This is a genomic window from Parablastomonas sp. CN1-191 (genome assembly GCF_049354825.1).
Lineage (GTDB): Bacteria > Pseudomonadota > Alphaproteobacteria > Sphingomonadales > Sphingomonadaceae > Novosphingobium.
Genome location: NZ_CP186480.1, coordinates 1,712,786 through 1,729,667 on the forward strand (window position 1 = coordinate 1,712,786; position 16,882 = coordinate 1,729,667).

Sequence of the window (16,882 nt, forward strand, 5' to 3'; positions counted from 1 at the left end):
CGCCATCGCGCGGTCATGACCACGCCCGTTATCGCAGGCGCACTCAGCGGCGTCAGGGTGCTCGACTTGTCGCGCGTGCTGGCCGGGCCGTGGGCAACGCAGATCCTGGCCGACCTCGGCGCCGACGTGCTGAAGGTTGAGCACCCGGTGCGCGGCGACGATACGCGCGCCTGGGGACCGCCCTTCCTCACCCTGCCCGATGGCAGCGATGACGGCGCGGAGAGCGCTTATTACCTCGCCGCCAACCGCAACAAACGCTCCGCCGCTATCGATTTCGCGCGCCCCGAAGGTGCCGCGCTGATCCGCCGGCTGGCCGCCAAGGCGGACATCCTGGTGGAGAACTACAAGGTCGGCGGGCTGGCCAAGTACGAACTCGATTACGCCGCCATTTTCGCAATCAATCCCAGGATCGTCTATTGCTCGATCTCGGGCTTCGGGCAGGACGGGCCCTATGCGCAGCGCGGCGGGTACGATTTCATCGCGCAAGGCATGGGCGGGTTCATGTCGGTGACCGGCGAGGCCGGCGGCCAGCCGCTGCGCGCGGGGGTGGCCATTGCGGACCTGTCGACCGGCAATTACGCTGCCACCGCGATCCTGGCGGCGTTGCGCCATGCCGAACGGACCGGCCACGGCCAGCACATCGATATCTCGCTGCTCGACACCCAGATCGCGATGATGGCCAACCTGGGCTCAAGCTACCTGGTCAGCGGCCAGGCGGCGCGCCCGACCGGAAATCGCCACCCGACGCTGGTGCCTTATACAACCTTCGCGGTCGCCGACGGGACCGTGATCATCGCGGTCGGCAACGACCGCCAGTTCCGCGCCCTGTGCGATGCCCTGGGTATGCCTGCTATGGCCGACGACCCGCGCTTCCTGCGCTCCCGCGACCGGGTCGCCAACCGCGCCGCTTGCGAAGCGGAGGTCGCCCGGTTGGTGGCCGATCGCACCAAGGCTCAACTGGCCGCGCTGTTCGATCCGGTGGGCGTCCCCGTCGGGCCGATCAACGACCTGGCGGAGGTTTTCGCCGACCCGTTCGTGGCGGCGCGCGGCACCGTCCACCGATTTGAACGCGAAGACGGTGTCGCCGTGCCCAGCGTTGCCTACCCGGCCAAGCTGTCGCGAACCCCGGCGAGCTTCCGCCAGATGCCGCCGCGCATCGGCGAGCACACCGCCGAACTGCTGGACGAATGGCTGGAGCTTGCCCCGGGCGAATTCGCGGCGCTGGCGGCCGCCGGTGCGGTGCGCCAGCGTTCCTAGGCGCCGGCGCGCCTGGCGAAATCCCAGGCCCGGTCCGCCAGCATTCCGACCCGCTCGGCTTGCTCACGTGCATGGGCGCTGCTGGCGGTGCCGTCGATCACGCGTTTCTTGATGCCCTGGACGATCCCGGTCAGGCGGAAGAAGTTGTACGCGAAGTACCAGTTCATGTCAGGCACGTCGGCGCGCCCAGACGCCGCGCAATAGCGATCGACCACTTCGTCCAGCTCCGGGATGCCGAGCGCGGCGCGATCGAGGTCGGCCACGCCCGAGCGGCCACCGTTGTCGGTCACCCACGTCAGGCACAAATACGTGAAATCGGCGAGCGGATCGCCCAGCGTGGACAATTCCCAGTCAAGGACTGCCGCCACCCGGGGTTCGTCCCGCGCATAGATCAGGTTGTCGATCCGGTAATCGCCATGGACCACGCTGGTGCGGGTCTGCTCGGGCACCGTGGCGGGAAGGAATTCGATCAATCGCTCGACCGGCTCCATCCGCTCGGTCTCGGACAGGCGGTATTGCCGGGTCCAGCGCTCGATCTGGCGGCCGAAATAGTTGCCCGGCTTGCCGTAGTCGGCAAGGCCGACCGCCGCCACGTCGACCGCGTGGAGCGCGGCGAGGGTATCGACCATCGCATCGTAGGTCGCGCGGCGCTGGGCCGGTGCGGCGCCCGGCATCGCGCCGTTCCAGATCGTGCGCCCGTCGACCATGTCCATGACGTAGAACCAGGCTCCGATCACGCCGTCGTCGGTGCACAGCCCGAACTGGCGCGCGACCGGAAAACCGGCCCGCGCTAGTCCCGACTGGACCTTGAACTCGCGGTCGACCGCGTGGGCAGAGGGCAGCAGCGGCCCGAACGGCTTGCGCCGCAGCACGTAATTGCCGCTGGCGGCCGCGATCCGGTAAGTCGGATTCGACTGGCCGCCCTTGAACTTGCTCAGCGTCAGCGGCCCGCGGAAGCCTTCGACATGGTCCGCCATCCAGGCGCCGAGCTTCGCCTCGTCGAGCCGGTCGGCGCCTTCGGGCACGGTGGTGCCGACGAAGGCTTCGTCGGCGGTCAGGCCGGTCATTGGGCGAAAACCACGACCGAACGCGCCGCGTGGCCACCGCGCATGGTCTCGAACCCGTCGTTGATGCGTTCCAGCGGGATTCGCTCGGCAATCAACGTGTCGAGGTCGAGCATCCCGCGCAGATAGAAATCGACTAGCCGCGGCATGTCGACCGGAAAGCGGTTCATGCCCATGAAGGCGCCCTGCAGTTTCTTGCCCGCCAGCAGGTCGAGCGCCGAAAGGCCGACCTTTTCCGTCAGCGGCATCATGCCCAGGACCGTGGCGGTACCGCCGCGCCGCAACGCGCCGACCGCCAGCGCCGCGGACGATGGCCTGCCGACCGCCTCGATCGCGTGATCGACGCCGCCCTTCGTCATCTCGACGATTTCGGCCGTCGCTGTGTCCGACAGGGCATCGACCGTGTCGGTGGCGCCCAGCTTCATCGCCAGTTCGCGCTTTTCGGGCAGCGGGTCGGCGGCGATGATCCGGCCCGCGCCCGCGATCTTCGCCGCGTTGATCGCGGCAAGGCCGACCCCGCCGCAGCCGACCACGGCCACCGTCTCGCCGGGAACGAGTTTGCAGGCATTGAAGACCGCGCCCGCGCCGGTGGTCACCGCGCAGCCGATCAACGAGGCACGGTCGAGCGGCATCTCGGGATCGATCGCGGTGCAGGCATGCTCGTGCACCAGCATCTGTTCGGCGAAACCCGACAGGTTGAGCATTTGCCCGACCGGCGTGCCGTCTGGCCGCGACATCCGCGACGGGGCGCCGCGCGAACGCCGCGTCTCCGCCCCCAGGCACAGCGCCATGCGCCCGGTGACGCAGAATTCGCAGTGGCCGCAGAAGGCTGACAGGCAGGTCACAACCGCGTCGCCGACCTTGACCGTGCGGACCTCGCTGCCGACCGCCTCGACGATGCCGGCCGCTTCGTGGCCCGGCACGGCCGGCACCGCGTGCGGATAGGCGCCGTCGATGAAGTGCAGGTCCGAATGGCATAACCCGCAGGCAGCGGTGCGGATCAGCACTTCGTGCGGGCCGGGCGTGTCGATGACGAGGTCTTCGATTGCCAGCGGCTGACCTGCCTGGACGAGGACGGCGGCTTTCATCAGCGTGCCGCTCCCATATCGCCGGAACTGAAGCCAGAATCGTTGGCAGGTGCGGCGTGGCGGGCCAGCTCGATCCGGGCGATGGCGCGGGCATGCACTTCGTCCGGGCCGTCGGCCAGGCGCAGCGTGCGCTGATGGGCATAGTCCTGCGCCAGCCCGAAATCCTCGGAAACGCCGGCGCCGCCGTGCGCCTGGATGGCATCGTCGATGATGCGCAGCGCCATGTTGGGAGCCTGGACCTTGATCATCGCGATTTCCGCCGCGGCGGCCTTGTTGCCGGCCTTGTCCATCATGTCGGCCGCCTTGAGGCACAGCAGCCGCGTCATCTCGATGTCGATGCGGGCGCGGGCCAGGCGTTCTTCCCAGACCGAATGCTCGGCGATGGTCTTGCCGAAGACGACCCGCGCCTGCAGCCGCCGCGCCATCTTGGCAAGCGCTTCCTCGGCCACGCCGATCGTGCGCATGCAATGGTGGATGCGTCCCGGCCCGAGGCGCCCCTGCGCAATCTCGAACCCGCGCCCTTCGCCCAGCAACATGTTGCCGGCGGGGATGCGTACGTCCTTGAGCTCGATCTCCATGTGGCCGTGCGGCGCGTCGTCGTACCCGAACACGGGCAGGTGGCGCAGGATCGTTACCCCCGGCGCGTCGAGCGGCATCAGCACCATCGACTGCTGGGCATGGCGCTTGGCCTCGAAATCGGTCTTGCCCATGACGATCGCGATTTTGCACCTCGGATCGCCCGCGCCCGACGACCACCACTTGCGGCCATTGATTACGTAGTCATCGCCGTCGCGAACGATCGAACATTCGATGTTGGTGGCGTCCGAACTGGCCACGGCGGGCTCTGTCATCAGGAAGGCGCTGCGGATCTCGCCCTTCATCAGGGGCTTCAGCCAGGCGTCCTTCTGCTCGCGCGTGCCGTAGCGATAAAGCACTTCCATATTGCCGGTGTCGGGGGCGGAGCAGTTGAAGACCTCGCTCGCCCAGCCGATGCGGCCCATCTCCTCGGCGCAGAGCGCGTATTCGAGGTTGGTCAGCCCCGGCCCGTCGAATTCGAAACTGTCGTCGACGTGCGGGCGGCCCGAACGCGGCGGCATGAACAGGTTCCAGATACCCTGCGCCTGTGCGCGGGCCTTTTCCTCCTCGATCACGGACAGCACCTTCCAGCGCCCACCTTCGGCCTGCTGGGCCTTGTAGTCGGCCTGGCGCGGGCGGCCATGCGCCTCGATGAACTGGCGCACGCGGTCGCGCCAGTGACGCTGACGCTCGGTCGGTTCGAAATCCATGGCGTGCTCCTTCGTTCGATTCAGGGCGCGGCGGCAATGGCCTGCAGCGCGGTGGTAAGGCTGGGCGTTTCCGGGTCCCACGAATGGCGCGGACCCAGCGTCAGCCCCCCGTCGATCACCAGCGAGGCCCCGGTGACGAAGCCGGCATCGCCGCTGGCAAGAAAGGCGACCGCGCGCGCGACATCCTCGGGCTCGCCCCCGCGAGCGACTGGCTGCGCGCCCTGGGCTGCCCCGGCGATGAGCGCGCGGGCGCTATCCAGCCGGTTTGCCGGGATGTCGGATCCGGCGGTGAAGATGCCGGTCTGGATGAAGCCCGGCTGGACCGCGTTGACGCGGATGCCGTGGCGGGCAAGGTCGGTGGCCGCGCAGCGCGTCAGCTGCAAGACCCCGGCCTTGGCGACGGCATAGGCGGTCGGCGCATAACCTGGCCCGATCGCTGCGACCGAGCTGGTGTTGACGATGGCGGGGGCCGGCCGCCCGATCATGTGCGGCACGGCATGGCGGATGCCCAGCGCGACCGAGCGCAACAGCAGCGCCATCGTCGCATCCCAGTCCTCGGCCTCGATCTCGTCGATACGGCCGCGCGCGCCGCCGGCGCCAGCGTTGTTGAAGACCACGTCGATCCCGCCGCTCTCGGCGGCGGCGCCGTCCATCAGGGCGGCGATATCGGCCGGGCGGGTCACGTCGCAGCGGCGAAAGCGGATTGCCGTGTGTTCGCCGGCGATGGCGGCGCCGCCCGCTTCATCGATATCGGCAGCATAGACGGTGCCGCCTTCGGCCGCGAACAGCCGCGCGGCGGCCCGTCCGATGCCCGAGGCTGCCCCGGTGACGACGATTGTCCGGCCCGAGAATCGCATCCAGTCCACTCCTCTTCCCGCGCGCATGGTAGGCCGCCATGGCGCGCGGTCAACGCCGCTCGCATTGACGCTACGGCATCCCCAATATTCCAAAACCACGCAAATGTGCGCTTGCACGCCCGTACCGTATCGACTTAACCTGATGCAGGAGAGGAGCCGAGACATGTCGGATACCGAAGCGTTCCGCCAGGAAGCACGCGCCTGGCTAGAAGCCAACTGCCCGCCCGAAATGCGCCAACCCGTTCGCGATGAACGCGACGTCTGCTGGGGCGGACGCAACTTTACGTTTTCCTCCCCGGCGCAAAAGGCCTGGCTCGAAGCTTGCGTCGCCAAGGGCTACACCGTTCCCGATTGGCCCAAGCCTTATGGCGGTGCCGGCCTGTCCCCGGCCGAGGCCAAGATCCTGCGCGAGGAAATGGCCCGCATCGGTGCGCGTCCGCCGCTGTCCAGCTTCGGCATCTGGATGCTTGGCCCGGCGCTGCTCAAGTTTGGGACGGAGGCACAGAAGGTCCACTACCTGGGGCAGATCGCCCGCGGAGAAATCCGCTGGTGCCAGGGCTATTCCGAGCCCGGATCGGGCAGCGACCTGGTTTCGTTGCAGACCTTTGGTGAGGACAAGGGCGATCACTGGGTCGTCAACGGCCAGAAGGTCTGGACCAGCTATGCCGACAAGGCCGACTGGATCTTCTGCCTGGTCCGCACCGACAAGGCGAACAAGTACCAGGGCATCTCGTTTCTGCTGTTCGACATGGCAAGCCCGGGGGTCTCGACCAAGCCCATCCTGCTGATCAGCGGCAACTCCCCGTTCTGCGAAACCTTCTTCGACAACGTTTCGGTCCCCAAGGACCAGATCGTGGGCGAGGTGAACCGCGGCTGGGACGTTGCCAAGTACCTGCTAGGTCATGAGCGCGAGATGATCTCGGGTGCGGGCGGAGCCGATCGGACCTCCGCGATCGGTGCGACGCTGGCTCGCAACGCGCTGCTCGACCCGGTCCTGCGCGCCGAACTGGCGCAGTTCGATGTCGATGCGCTGGCCTATTCGGCGATGGCCGAGAAATTCCTCGACGAAGCGAAGATCGGCAAGGCGCACCCCGCCCAGCCCAACATGATGAAATACGCCGGGACCGAACTGAACAAGCGCCGTCACGAGCTGATTATGGCGGCCGGCGGCAGCGCCGCGCTGGAATGGGACAGCGAGGCGTCGGGGGGCGGATCGAAGCCGCGATCGTGGCTGCGGACAAAGGCCAATTCGATCGAGGGCGGCACCAGCGAGGTGATGCTCAATGTCATCGCCAAACGTATCCTCGACCTGCCGGGAGCCTGACCGTGCCGCTTTATCACACCGAAGACCAGGCCATGCTGGCCGATACCGCCGCCCCTTTCATGGCCGAGGAAGGCGCTATCGCCAAACAGCTGCGCCACTGGCGCGACACGCAGTGCAAGGACGGCTTCGGGCACGACTTGTGGAAGCAGTTCGCCGAGATGGGCTTCACCGGCATGCTCGTGAGCGAGGCCGACGGCGGGCTGGGCATGGGCCATGTCGAGGCGGGGATCGTACTCGAGGAAATCGGCCGCAACCTGACTCCCTCGCCGTTCCTGACCAGTTCGGTCATGGCGGCAACCGCGCTCAGCGCGGCCGGCGATGACTTGCGAGCACGCTGGTTGCCGGGCCTGATTGCGGGCGAGCACGTCTTTGCAGTCGCTATCGACGAGGGCCCCAAGCACCGTCCTGCCAGGATCGCCACCAGGGCGGAGCGGGCCGGCAACGGCTTTCGCCTGTCGGGCGAAAAGGCTTTCGTGGTACATGGCGGGTCCGCCGACATGCTGGTGGTCGCCGCGCGTACCGCCGGCGCGGATGACGACGAGAACGGCATTACCCTGTTCGCGGTGCCCCGCGACGCTGCTGGCATGACGCAGGGCAATGTCCGCCTAGTCGACAGCTCGATGGCGAGCCACGTCCGGTTCGCGGACGTCGAGCTCGATGGCGGGGCCGTGATCGGCGATGTCGATGGCGGCCGCGCCGTGCTGAACCGGATCCTGGCGGCCGGGCGCGTCGGAGCGGCGGCGGAAAGCGTCGGCGTGGCGCGCGGCGCCTTCGGCATGACCACCGACTATCTCAAGCAGCGCAAGCAGTTCGGCAAGCTGATCGGTGAATTCCAGGCGCTGCAGCACCGCGCGGCGCACCTCTACTCCGAGATCGAGATCGCCCGCGCCGCCACGATCAAGGCGCAGCAGTTGCTCGATGCCCGGGACGATGCACTTTCCGACCGCGCCGAGATCATGGTCTCGGTCGCCAAGGCCAAGGCCGGCAAGGCGGCCGGGCTCGCGGTCAAGGAAGGTGTCCAGATGCACGGCGGCATCGGCATGACCGACGAATACGACATCGGTTTCTACATGAAGCGCGACCGCGCCCTGGCGGAATTCATGGGCGACCAGTACTTCCATGCCGAGCGCGTCGCCCAGCTGGGCGGATATTGAAGGAGATGGCAGCGATGACGCTCGAGGAGATGTTCGGCCTGTCGGGCCGGGTCGCGCTGGTTACCGGCGGCAGCCGCGGAATTGGCCGCATGATCGTCGAAGGCTTCCTCGCCGCCGGGATCGACCGGGTCTACATCACCGCGCGCAAGAGCCACGAGATCGCGGCGACCTGCGCCGAACTGGGCGATCGAGTGATCGGCATCCAGGGCGACATTTCCACGCTGGACGGGATCGACGCTCTGGTCACCGAACTGACCGCGCGCGAAGGCAGGCTCGATATTCTGGTCAACAATGCCGGAGTGGCGTGGGGCGCCGATTACCTCGACTTTCCGGAGGCGGGCTGGGACAAGGTCATGGCGCTCAACGTCAAGACGCCGTTCTTCCTTACCCAGAAGCTGCACGGCCTGCTGACGGCGGGGGCAACGGCCGAGCGCCCCGCCAAGGTCATCATGATCACCTCGATCGACGGCCAGCGGGTCAATCCGTGGGAGACCTACAGCTACCAGGCATCGAAGGCGGCACTGATCCACTTGACGCGGCGGATGGCGGCACGCCTGGTCAAGGACCACGTCTATGTCACCAGCCTGGCGCCGGGCGCCTTCCCGTCGAGCATGAACAAGGCCGCGCGCGACCGTGCGGATCAGTCCGCCGCCGGCATCCCCAATGGCCGCGTGGGTGACAAGTGGGACATGGGCGGTACGGCCGTTTACTTGGCCAGCCGCGCCGGAGACTACACGATCGGCGAAACGGTCACGATCGACGGCGGCATCGTCAATGCGCTGCTACCGACGCATTTCGCCGAACCGGGCTAGATCAGGCCATCAATCCGCGGACGAAGTCGATCAGGCCGGTCTGACGCTTGCGCTTGAGGCGTTCGGCCTGGAGGATGCCGCGAACTTCCTCGAAGCAGGCGTCGATGTCGTCGTTGATGACGATGTAATCGTATTCGCCCCAGTGGCTGATTTCCGCCTTGGCGCGGGCCATACGATCTTCGATTACGGCCTCGCTGTCCTGCGCGCGCGAAACCAGCCTGCGGTGCAGCTCCTCGATGCTGGGCGGCAGGATAAAGACCGCGGCAACGTCGGCCTTGTCCTTCTGCGCCAGCTGCTGCGTACCCTGCCAATCGATGTCGAACAGGAAGTCCTGCCCGTCTTTCAGGCCGGTGCGGATATGCGCCTTGGGGGTACCGTAGCGGTGCCCGAAGACGTGAGCCCACTCGTAGAACTCGTCTTCGGCCACCATCCGGTCGAACTCGGCATCGGAGACGAAGTGGTAATCCCTGCCGTCGACTTCGCCGGGCCGCGGCGGGCGCGTGGTGGCGGAGATCGACAGGCCGATCTGGCTGTCCTCCTCAAGCAGCTTGCGCGCGATCGTGGTCTTGCCCGCGCCTGAGGGCGAGGACAGGATGAACATCAGCCCGCGCCGGTGCAGCGTGTCGGTTGGGGAATCGGCCATGCGCGCTGATGGCGCAGGGTGGCCGGGCAAATCAAGCGGCGATGCTGTCGCGATCAGACCTTGGCGTCGGACGCACGGCCTTCGGCAGCCTGTTCGCTGACCTGCGCCTCGCCCGCCGCAACTTCGTCGCGGTTGGCATGGGCGCGGTCCCACAGCGTCTTGGCAAGCAGCCCGCCCCCGACGAGGATTGCACCCGGAACCGACCGGGTGGCGACGCGCGCGACGGCCGTGCCGACCAGCGTCTGTGCCATCGAGCGACCCTTGACGATGTCCTTGGCCTTCGTCTTGTCGTACTTGGCGCCCAGCACGACGGTTTCGATCGCGTGGCGAAGAAAGCGGCCGCCGCCGCGCATCGCGATATCGGCGATGACCAGATTGGTCATCGGGTTGGTCGACACGCCCGGCATCTTGCCTGCCACCTTGCCGACGGTCTTGCCGACCTTGCCGGCAGTGGCTTTGAATTTCGCACGCTTGGCCATGGACCGTTCCGCTCTTGTCAGCCTTGGCCCGGACGCTCCGGGAAGGCTATTTCTTGCGCCCGAAATCGACCGTCACGACGTTCGAGCCGTCTTCGCTGGAAACGTCGGGGCGTCCGCCCTGTTCCGGCGAATCGTTCTGCGCATCGTCGTGCAGCTGGGGCTCATCTGGCACGTTGGCCTGGAATTGCAGCCCGAAGTCGACCGCGGGATCAACGAAGGCGGTGATCGCATCGAACGGGATCACGAGCTTTGACGGCATCTGGTTGAACGAAAGGCCGACCGTGAAGCCATCGTCGGTCACCGCCAGATCCCAAAACTTGTTCTGCAGGACGATCGTCATCTCGTCGGGGAAGCGTTCGTGCAGGTGGGCCGGGATGTCGACGCCGGGCGCGGCGGTCTTGAAGGTGATATAAAAGTGGTGCGCGCCCGGAAGCACGCCGCCACCCGCCTCGATCGCGCCGAGCACGCGGCCGACGACGGCGCGCAGCGCCTCCTGCACGATTTCATCGTAGGGGATCAGGCTGTCGGGTGTCTCGGTCATCGGGTTTCCACTGGCGTTGCCAGGCATAGCGGTCAAGCGCGGAAAAGGTTGCGCGGCCTACCGCACCGCCTGTAACGCGGCGGCCATGCGCAAGGGCCGGATCGAACGAAACACCGCGGAAACCCGCATCCTGGTCGAAGTCGATCTCGACGGGACGGGCACTTATGACCTGTCCACCGGGATCGGCTTCCTCGATCACATGATCGAGCAGTTCAGCCGCCACTCGCTGATCGACCTGACATGCCGCGTCGACGGCGACCTTCACGTCGATCAGCACCACACGACCGAGGACAGCGCCATTGCCATCGGCCAGGCGATCCTCCAGGCGCTGGGCGACAAGGGCGGGATCGGCCGTTACGGCACCGCCTATTCGCCCATGGACGAGACGCTGGCCCGCGTAGCGCTCGATATCTCGGGCCGTCCCTGGCTGGCGTGGAACGCCGCCTTCACCCAGCCGCGCCTGGGCGAAATGGATACCGAACTGATCGAGCACTGGTTTCATTCGGTCGCGCAGGCGGCTGGCATCACTCTTCACGTCGAACTGCTTTACGGCGCCAACAACCACCACATCGCCGAGAGCATCTTCAAGGGTTTCGCCCGTGCGATGCGCACCGCGGTGGAACTCGATCCCCGCAAGGGTGGCGCCGTGCCCAGCACCAAAGGCCAGCTGGGCGGCTGATGTTCGTCGTGTCGCTGACCGAAACCGCGGCGCTGGAGGCCCAAAAGCTTGAGACGCCGGCGCGATGAGCGTTGCGCTGATCGATTACGGGGCCGGCAACCTGCAATCCGTGCGTCATGCGCTGCTGACCGCCGGGGCCGCTTCGGTAACGGTGACCGCGGACCCTGGCGTGGTCCGTGCCGCCGATCGGATCGTGCTGCCCGGCGTCGGCGCGTTCGCCGCCTGCATGGGTGCGCTGGCGGCCATCCCCGGCATGATCGCCGCCATGGATGAGCGCGTGCGCGTGGGCGGGGCGCCGTTCCTCGGCATCTGCGTGGGAATGCAACTGCTCGCTACCCGCGGCCTCGAGCATGGCGAGACTGCTGGTCTGGACTGGATCGAAGGCGAAGTCCGCCCGGTCGAGCGCACCGATCCGGCAATCAAGGTTCCTCACATGGGCTGGAACGATGTCGAGGTGCGGCCCCATGCCGGTGGCATACTGGTGCCCGGCGAGGCGTATTTTCTCCACTCCTATCATTTCGTCCCGAACGACGGTCACGCCGTCGCGGCGATGACCGATCATGGCGGCGGGTTGGTTGCGGCGGTCGCCCGCGACACGGTCCTTGGCGTGCAATTCCACCCGGAAAAGAGCCAATCCTACGGCCTCGAGCTGCTGGCCCGGTTCCTCGACTGGAAGCCCTGAGGGCGCTGGAACCAATGGCTTCGTGCCTCCTTAAACGGAGACAGCAGGAGTTCCCGATGGCCGAAGCCGATCCGAACCGTTCCGACGCCCACACCGCCCGCACCCCGCTGCGGGGGCGCAAGGCCGTGATCACCGGCGGCACCACCGGGATAGGGCGCGCCATCGCCGTACTGTTGGCGAGCGAAGGGGCCGAGGTGTTCACTTGCGGGCGCGACCAGCAGCACCTGTCCGACGCGCTCGAGCGTATCGGCGAGGTCGGCAAGGGCAGCGGCATCGCGCTCGACCTGGCCGAGCCGGACGGCGTCGCCCGCTTCTTCGACGCGGCCGACACGGCCCTGGGAAGCTGGGATATCGCCGTTGTGAACGCCGCCATTCCCGCCAGGGGCCTGACCGAGATGCGCGAGGAGGAGGTTCGCTACGCGATCGCCGCCGATTTCACAGCCTACCTGGCGAGCGCCCACCGCGCCGCCGCCACGCTCAAGGATCACGGCGACATCGTGCTGATCGGATCGATGAGCGCCCACATCCTTGGCCCGAATTCGACCGTCTACGCCGGCATCAAGGCCGGAATTGCCGGCTTTGCCGAGGCATTTCGCAAGGAAGGCGGCAACAAGGGCATCAAGGTCAGCCTGGTCGAACCCGGCAAGACCGGCGCCGATTTCCAGTATCCGGATATTCCCGCCGACAAGCAGCGCGAGATGATCAACGACGACAAGATGCTGCGCGCGGAGGATATCGCCGTGGGCGTCCACTACCTGCTGACCCAGCCGCGCCGTGCCGTTGTGCAACAGCTGACGATCGTGCCGCGGGTGGCGGACGAATGACCTTCGACACCGACAGGCTGGTGTTCACGCCCGGCGACGTCGATCTGACGCGTTCTCCGCTCGCCGGGCAACTGGGCGCCGAAACGTTCGTGCTGGGCGCATTCAACCCTGGAATGACCCGGTTGGCGGACGGCAACCTGCTGCTGATGGTGCGCGTTGCCGAAGCGCTCTCTACCCCTGTCTCGGACGGACGCGTCCATGCGATCCGCTTCGATGGCGAGGGTGCCGGCGGCCGCTTCACTTGCGACGGCTGGTCACTAGCCGATGTCGACATGACCGATCCGCGCAAGTTCAGCATCAAGGGCCAGACCTGGCCGGTCATGGCACTGACCAGCCTGTCATGGCTGCTCCCTGTCGAGGTCACGCCCGATGGGCTGGAGGTCGTCGCCGTCCATTACGAGAAGGCAATTGCGTCTGCCGGGCCGTGGAACTGCTACGGGGTGGAGGACGCGCGCATCAGCCGCATTGGCGATCGCTACCTGATGACCACGTGCGCGGTCAGTCCAGAGCGGCACTCGACCACGCTCTACAGTTCGGACAACGCCCTCGACTGGACGTTCGAGGGTATCGTCCTCGATCACCAGAACAAGGATATGCTCATCTTCGAGGGACTGGTCGGCGGCCAGTACTGGGCTCAGACCCGCCCGCTCGGCAACTTGTGGTTCGCCTATCCGCCTGGGAGCGCTTGGCGCGCCGGGCCGGCGATCAACCTGGCGACAAGCCCCGACGGTCGTCACTGGAAGCCGCACCTGGAGCCCGGCATTCGCCCCCACGCCGCGACCGAGGCGACCGCGCGGATGGGCGGCGGCACGCCTCCGCTGCTGACCGAGATCGCCGGCAAGCGGGGCTGGCTGACGCTGTGGCACGGCGTCGAACCCAGCGAGAGTGTCGTCGGCGTCTACCGCACTTACTGGTCGCTGCTCGACGAGCATGAACCGTGGCGCTGCATCGCCACCAGCCACCAGCCGCTGATTGAGGCCGACGCGGCGCTGATCGCGCCGCTCAGGGACAAGCTCTATCTAGACAACGTCGTGTTCACGACCGGAATCGCCGAAGCCGGTGATCACTTCGTGGTCGCCTCCGGCGCGGAGGACCTGGCCTGCCGGATCACGCACGTCCCCAAAAACGCCTTCGTTCCGGACTAGATCCGTTCCGCTTGTGCCACCCCGTCGCTGGCGCGCAGCGCGCTGACGATCCGGGTGAGGTGCGCCAGGTCGTTGACCTCCAGATCGACCTCGTACGTGCCGAACACGTCATCGCGGCCGATCATTTCCAGATGGACGATGTTGGCGTGGCTGCCGGCAAATATGCCGGTCGCCTCCGCCAGCGTTCCCGGGCGGTTGTACAGCACCACGCGCAGCCGTCCGATCGCGCCGGTGGTGCGTTCGCCCCAGGACAGGTCGAGCCAGTCGGCGTCGACACCGCTGGCCAGGTCCAGGCAATCGATGGCGTGAACTTCGACTCCCTGCCCCTTGTGCCGCACGCCGACGATGCGGTCGCCCGGGACCGGGTGGCAGCAGGTGCCGAGCTGGAAGGCGACGCCCGCGGTCAGACCCTTGATCGAGATGGCCCGATCCTGCTTGGGCCATTGCTCGGGCTCGGTCAGGCCGACCGCGCTACCGGGAACCAGCGCTTCCATCACCTGGCGGTCGTCGAGGCGGGCCCCGCCGATCGCCAGCATCAGCGCTTCCTCGTCATCGAGTTCGAGCCGCCTGACCGCGTCCTTGATCGCCTTCTTGCCGATCTTCTGAGGCAGGCGCCCTGCGATCTCGTCGAACAGTTTGCGGCCGATCGCGGCTACTTCCTCGCGTTCCTTGGCCCGGACCGCGCGGCGGATCGCAGCGCGCGCCTTGCCGGTCACCACGAAGCCCAGCCAGGCGAGCTGAGGACTGGCCGAGCGGTTCTTGATGATCTCGACGACGTCGCCGTTGGTCAGCGGCGTGCGTAGCGGAACGTGCCGACCGTTGATCTTGGCACCGACCGCGAAATTGCCGAGGTTGGAGTGCACGGCGTAGGCGAAATCGACCGGAGTGGCGCCCTTGGGCAACTGGTGCAGCGCGCCCTTCGGGGTGAATGCGAAAATGCGATCCTGGTAGATGGCCAGGCGCGTGTGCTCGAGCAGTTCTTCGGCATCGTGGCTCGCGTCGACGATCTCGATCAGGTCGCGCAGCCAGCCCACTTCGCCGTCGGGACGTTCGCCGCTCTTGTAGCCCCAATGCGCGGCCAGCCCGAATTCGTTGGTGCGGTGCATCTCGCGGGTGCGGATCTGCACTTCGACCCGCATCGAATTCTCGTAGATCAGCGCGGTGTGCAGCGACTTGTAGCCGTTCGCCTTGGGGGTCGAGACGTAGTCCTTGAAGCGGCCCGGGATCATCTGCCAGGTCGTGTGCAGGATACCGAGCGCGCGGTAGCAGCCCTCCTCGCTGTCGGTCAGGACGCGGAACGCCATGATGTCGGTGATCTGTTCGAAGCTCACGTGGCGCTCGGCCATCTTCTTCCAGATCGAGTACGGGTGCTTTTCGCGGCCGGAAACTTCGACGTCGAGCCCGGCCTCGGACAGCGCCTGCTTGAAGGTCAGCGCTATCGCGTCGACCTGCCCGCCGTCGGTGTCACGGATTTGCGCCAATCGGCCGGTGATGGTGGCGTAAGCGGTCGGCTCCAGTTGTTCGAAGGCGAGCAGCTGCATCTCGCGCATGTACTCGTACATTCCTACCCGCTCGGCCAGCGGGGCGTAGATATCCATTGTCTCCTTGGCGATGCGGCGGCGCTTTTCCTCGCTCTTGATGAAGTGCAGCGTGCGCATGTTGTGCAGCCGGTCTGCCAGCTTGACCAGGAGAACGCGCAAATCCTCGCTCATGGCCAAAAGAAACTTGCGCAGGTTTTCCGCCGCGCGCTCGTTCTCTGTCATCGCCTCGATCTTGGAGAGCTTGGTGACCCCGTCGACCAGCCGCGCCACTTCGGGCCCGAACAGGCGGTCGATCTCCTCGATCGTCACCAGCGTATCTTCGACCGTGTCGTGCAGCAGCGCGGTCACGATCGTCGGCTGGTCGAGCTTGAGCTCGGTCATCAGCCCGGCGACCTCGACCGGGTGCGAGAAATAGGGATCGCCGCTCGCGCGCTTCTGGGTGCCGTGTTTCTGGACCGTATAGACGTAGGCGCGGTTCAGCACCGCCTCGTCGGCGTTCGGATCGTAGGCTTTCACCCGCTCGACGAGTTCGTACTGACGCAGCATGCGGCCGTTATGTGGAGGCGCGGTGCCCCGCGATGCAAGGTTTTTCGCGGCTCAGGTCCAGATCGCCTCGGGCGGGAGGCTCATCAGGATCGCATCGATGTTGCCGCCCGTTTTCAGTCCGAACAGCGTGCCGCGATCGTAAACCAGGTTGAACTCCGCATAGCGGCCGCGCCATTCGAGTTGGCGGCACTTGTCTGCCGGCGACCAGGCGGCGTTCATGCGCCGGCGGACGAGCCGCGGAAATACGCTGAGGAACGCCTCTCCGACCGCCTGGGTGAAGGCGAAATTGGCTTCCCATGCGGCAGCGTCCGCGCACTCCAGGTGATCGTAGAAGATCCCGCCGACGCCGCGGTGGACCTTGCGGTGGGGGATGTAGAAATACTCGTCCGCCCAGGCCTTGAACCGGTCATAGTAAGCAGCGCCGTTGGCATCGCAGGCGGCCCTGAAGGCGGCGTGAAACTCGGCCGTATCCTCGTCGTACGGAAGCGGCGGATTGAGGTCGGCGCCGCCGCCGAACCAGGCCTTGCCGGTGGTCAGAAAGCGCGTGTTCAAGTGAACGGCGGGAACATGCGGATTGGCCATGTGCGCCACCAAGCTGATGCCGGTGGCGGTAAAGCCGGGATTGTCCGCGCCGGCCCCGTGGATCGAGCCGGCAAAATCGGGCGCGAAATTGCCGCGCACGGTCGACACGTTGACGCCGACCTTCTCGAACACGCGGCCTTTCATGACCCCGCGCACGCCGCCGCCGGGATCGCCGTTGCCGTCTTCCTCGCGGTTCCAGGGCGCGTAATCGAAGCGGGCGTCGGAGCCGGCCTCCGCCTCGATCGCTTCGAATTCGGCGCAAATGCGGGTGCGAAGATCCTCGAACCAGGTGCGGGCGCGGTCGGTGTACGGTGCCCAATCTGTCAGTGCGTCGGTCATGGGCGGCCCTTGCCAAGCGAAACGGGCTGCGGCAAGGGC

General features: G+C 66.7%; 17 protein-coding genes. 8 read left to right on the forward strand and 9 right to left on the reverse strand.

Going from position 1 to position 16,882, the window contains the following annotated elements; translation table 11 throughout:
- The first annotated feature begins 15 nt into the window (after window positions 1-15).
- Complete coding sequence (locus ACOYW6_RS08475; protein ID WP_423140894.1) at window positions 16-1,257, forward strand: CaiB/BaiF CoA transferase family protein; 1,242 nt, start codon at window positions 16-18, stop codon at window positions 1,255-1,257.
- Here the strand turns inward: ACOYW6_RS08475 and ACOYW6_RS08480 are convergent.
- Genes ACOYW6_RS08480 through ACOYW6_RS08495 form a run of 4 tightly spaced genes read right to left on the reverse strand, consistent with a single transcriptional unit; the run spans window position 1,254 to window position 5,552 of the window.
- Complete coding sequence (locus tag ACOYW6_RS08480; protein ID WP_423140895.1) at window positions 1,254-2,324, reverse strand: phosphotransferase family protein; 1,071 nt, start codon at window positions 2,322-2,324, stop codon at window positions 1,254-1,256. The two genes, ACOYW6_RS08475 and ACOYW6_RS08480, sit on opposite strands and share 4 nt — an antisense overlap.
- Complete coding sequence (locus ACOYW6_RS08485) at window positions 2,321-3,409, reverse strand: Zn-dependent alcohol dehydrogenase (protein ID WP_423140896.1); 1,089 nt, start codon at window positions 3,407-3,409, stop codon at window positions 2,321-2,323. The genes ACOYW6_RS08480 and ACOYW6_RS08485 overlap by 4 nt, the downstream gene beginning before the upstream one ends.
- On the reverse strand, window positions 3,409-4,695 hold the full coding sequence (locus ACOYW6_RS08490; RefSeq protein WP_423140897.1) for an acyl-CoA dehydrogenase family protein: 1,287 nt from the start codon (window positions 4,693-4,695) through the stop codon (window positions 3,409-3,411). The genes ACOYW6_RS08485 and ACOYW6_RS08490 overlap by 1 nt, the downstream gene beginning before the upstream one ends.
- 20 nt (window positions 4,696-4,715) lie before the next feature.
- Complete coding sequence (locus tag ACOYW6_RS08495; RefSeq protein WP_423143094.1) at window positions 4,716-5,552, reverse strand: SDR family NAD(P)-dependent oxidoreductase; 837 nt, start codon at window positions 5,550-5,552, stop codon at window positions 4,716-4,718.
- Between the two features lie 163 nt (window positions 5,553-5,715).
- Between ACOYW6_RS08495 and ACOYW6_RS08500 the strand changes: the two genes are divergently transcribed.
- From ACOYW6_RS08500 to ACOYW6_RS08510, 3 genes are read left to right on the forward strand one after another with little or no spacing between them, the layout of a single operon-like run.
- Window positions 5,716-6,876, forward strand: a complete 1,161-nt coding sequence (locus tag ACOYW6_RS08500) for an acyl-CoA dehydrogenase family protein (protein WP_423140898.1) — start codon at window positions 5,716-5,718, stop codon at window positions 6,874-6,876.
- A 2-nt stretch (window positions 6,877-6,878) separates the two neighbouring features.
- On the forward strand, window positions 6,879-8,030 hold the full coding sequence (locus ACOYW6_RS08505) for an acyl-CoA dehydrogenase family protein (RefSeq protein WP_423140899.1): 1,152 nt from the start codon (window positions 6,879-6,881) through the stop codon (window positions 8,028-8,030).
- Between the two features lie 14 nt (window positions 8,031-8,044).
- Window positions 8,045-8,842: an SDR family oxidoreductase gene (locus tag ACOYW6_RS08510; RefSeq protein ID WP_423140900.1), complete on the forward strand. Its 798-nt coding sequence runs from the start codon at window positions 8,045-8,047 to the stop codon at window positions 8,840-8,842.
- A 1-nt stretch (window position 8,843) separates the two neighbouring features.
- Here ACOYW6_RS08510 and gmk read toward each other — a convergent pair whose 3' ends face one another.
- The 3 genes from gmk to ACOYW6_RS08525 are packed head-to-tail and all read right to left on the reverse strand — an operon-like array spanning window position 8,844 to window position 10,505.
- Window positions 8,844-9,485 (reverse strand): guanylate kinase, encoded by a 642-nt coding sequence (gmk, locus tag ACOYW6_RS08515; RefSeq protein WP_423140901.1) that lies wholly within the window; start codon window positions 9,483-9,485, stop codon window positions 8,844-8,846.
- A gap of 53 nt (window positions 9,486-9,538) precedes the next feature.
- A complete protein-coding gene (locus tag ACOYW6_RS08520; protein WP_423140902.1) occupies window positions 9,539-9,964 on the reverse strand; it encodes a hypothetical protein in 426 nt (141 codons plus the stop codon).
- Between the two features lie 46 nt (window positions 9,965-10,010).
- Entirely contained in the window at window positions 10,011-10,505 is a 495-nt protein-coding gene (locus tag ACOYW6_RS08525) for an SspB family protein (protein WP_423140903.1), read from the reverse strand.
- Window positions 10,506-10,590: 85 nt separating this feature from the next.
- Between ACOYW6_RS08525 and hisB the strand changes: the two genes are divergently transcribed.
- From hisB to ACOYW6_RS08545, 4 genes are all read left to right on the forward strand, one after another.
- Window positions 10,591-11,184, forward strand: a complete 594-nt coding sequence (hisB, locus tag ACOYW6_RS08530) for an imidazoleglycerol-phosphate dehydratase HisB (protein WP_423140904.1) — start codon at window positions 10,591-10,593, stop codon at window positions 11,182-11,184.
- 64 nt (window positions 11,185-11,248) lie between these two features.
- Window positions 11,249-11,866 carry an imidazole glycerol phosphate synthase subunit HisH gene (gene hisH, locus ACOYW6_RS08535; protein ID WP_423140905.1) on the forward strand — a complete coding sequence of 206 codons (618 nt, stop codon included), beginning with the start codon at window positions 11,249-11,251 and terminating at the stop codon, window positions 11,864-11,866.
- A 56-nt stretch (window positions 11,867-11,922) separates the two neighbouring features.
- On the forward strand, window positions 11,923-12,690 hold the full coding sequence (locus ACOYW6_RS08540; protein ID WP_423140906.1) for an SDR family oxidoreductase: 768 nt from the start codon (window positions 11,923-11,925) through the stop codon (window positions 12,688-12,690).
- Entirely contained in the window at window positions 12,687-13,835 is a 1,149-nt protein-coding gene (locus ACOYW6_RS08545; RefSeq protein ID WP_423140907.1) for a glycosidase, read from the forward strand. Before ACOYW6_RS08540 ends, ACOYW6_RS08545 begins: the two co-directional genes overlap by 4 nt.
- On the opposite strand, the gene ACOYW6_RS08550 is transcribed toward ACOYW6_RS08545, so the two are convergent.
- Window positions 13,832-15,922: a RelA/SpoT family protein gene (locus ACOYW6_RS08550; protein WP_423140908.1), complete on the reverse strand. Its 2,091-nt coding sequence runs from the start codon at window positions 15,920-15,922 to the stop codon at window positions 13,832-13,834. The genes ACOYW6_RS08545 and ACOYW6_RS08550 overlap by 4 nt on opposite strands.
- A gap of 51 nt (window positions 15,923-15,973) precedes the next feature.
- Window positions 15,974-16,831: an oxygen-dependent coproporphyrinogen oxidase gene (gene hemF, locus ACOYW6_RS08555; RefSeq protein ID WP_423143095.1), complete on the reverse strand. Its 858-nt coding sequence runs from the start codon at window positions 16,829-16,831 to the stop codon at window positions 15,974-15,976.
- Between the last annotated feature and the right edge of the window lie 51 nt (window positions 16,832-16,882).

Excerpts from the sequence above, each read along its gene's own strand:
- ACOYW6_RS08475 (WP_423140894.1), top strand. The coding sequence starts at position 16 with ATGACCACGCCCGTTATCGCAGGCGCACTCAGCGGCGTCAGGGTGCTC.
- ACOYW6_RS08480 (WP_423140895.1), bottom strand. The coding sequence starts at position 2,324 with ATGACCGGCCTGACCGCCGACGAAGCCTTCGTCGGCACCACCGTGCCC.
- ACOYW6_RS08485 (WP_423140896.1), bottom strand. The coding sequence starts at position 3,409 with ATGAAAGCCGCCGTCCTCGTCCAGGCAGGTCAGCCGCTGGCAATCGAA.
- ACOYW6_RS08490 (WP_423140897.1), bottom strand. The coding sequence starts at position 4,695 with ATGGATTTCGAACCGACCGAGCGTCAGCGTCACTGGCGCGACCGCGTG.
- ACOYW6_RS08495 (WP_423143094.1), bottom strand. The coding sequence starts at position 5,552 with ATGCGATTCTCGGGCCGGACAATCGTCGTCACCGGGGCAGCCTCGGGC.
- ACOYW6_RS08500 (WP_423140898.1), top strand. The coding sequence starts at position 5,716 with ATGTCGGATACCGAAGCGTTCCGCCAGGAAGCACGCGCCTGGCTAGAA.
- ACOYW6_RS08510 (WP_423140900.1), top strand. The coding sequence starts at position 8,045 with ATGACGCTCGAGGAGATGTTCGGCCTGTCGGGCCGGGTCGCGCTGGTT.
- gmk (WP_423140901.1), bottom strand. The coding sequence starts at position 9,485 with ATGGCCGATTCCCCAACCGACACGCTGCACCGGCGCGGGCTGATGTTC.
- ACOYW6_RS08520 (WP_423140902.1), bottom strand. The coding sequence starts at position 9,964 with ATGGCCAAGCGTGCGAAATTCAAAGCCACTGCCGGCAAGGTCGGCAAG.
- ACOYW6_RS08525 (WP_423140903.1), bottom strand. The coding sequence starts at position 10,505 with ATGACCGAGACACCCGACAGCCTGATCCCCTACGATGAAATCGTGCAG.
- hisB (WP_423140904.1), top strand. The coding sequence starts at position 10,591 with ATGCGCAAGGGCCGGATCGAACGAAACACCGCGGAAACCCGCATCCTG.
- hisH (WP_423140905.1), top strand. The coding sequence starts at position 11,249 with ATGAGCGTTGCGCTGATCGATTACGGGGCCGGCAACCTGCAATCCGTG.
- ACOYW6_RS08540 (WP_423140906.1), top strand. The coding sequence starts at position 11,923 with ATGGCCGAAGCCGATCCGAACCGTTCCGACGCCCACACCGCCCGCACC.
- ACOYW6_RS08545 (WP_423140907.1), top strand. The coding sequence starts at position 12,687 with ATGACCTTCGACACCGACAGGCTGGTGTTCACGCCCGGCGACGTCGAT.
- ACOYW6_RS08550 (WP_423140908.1), bottom strand. The coding sequence starts at position 15,922 with ATGCTGCGTCAGTACGAACTCGTCGAGCGGGTGAAAGCCTACGATCCG.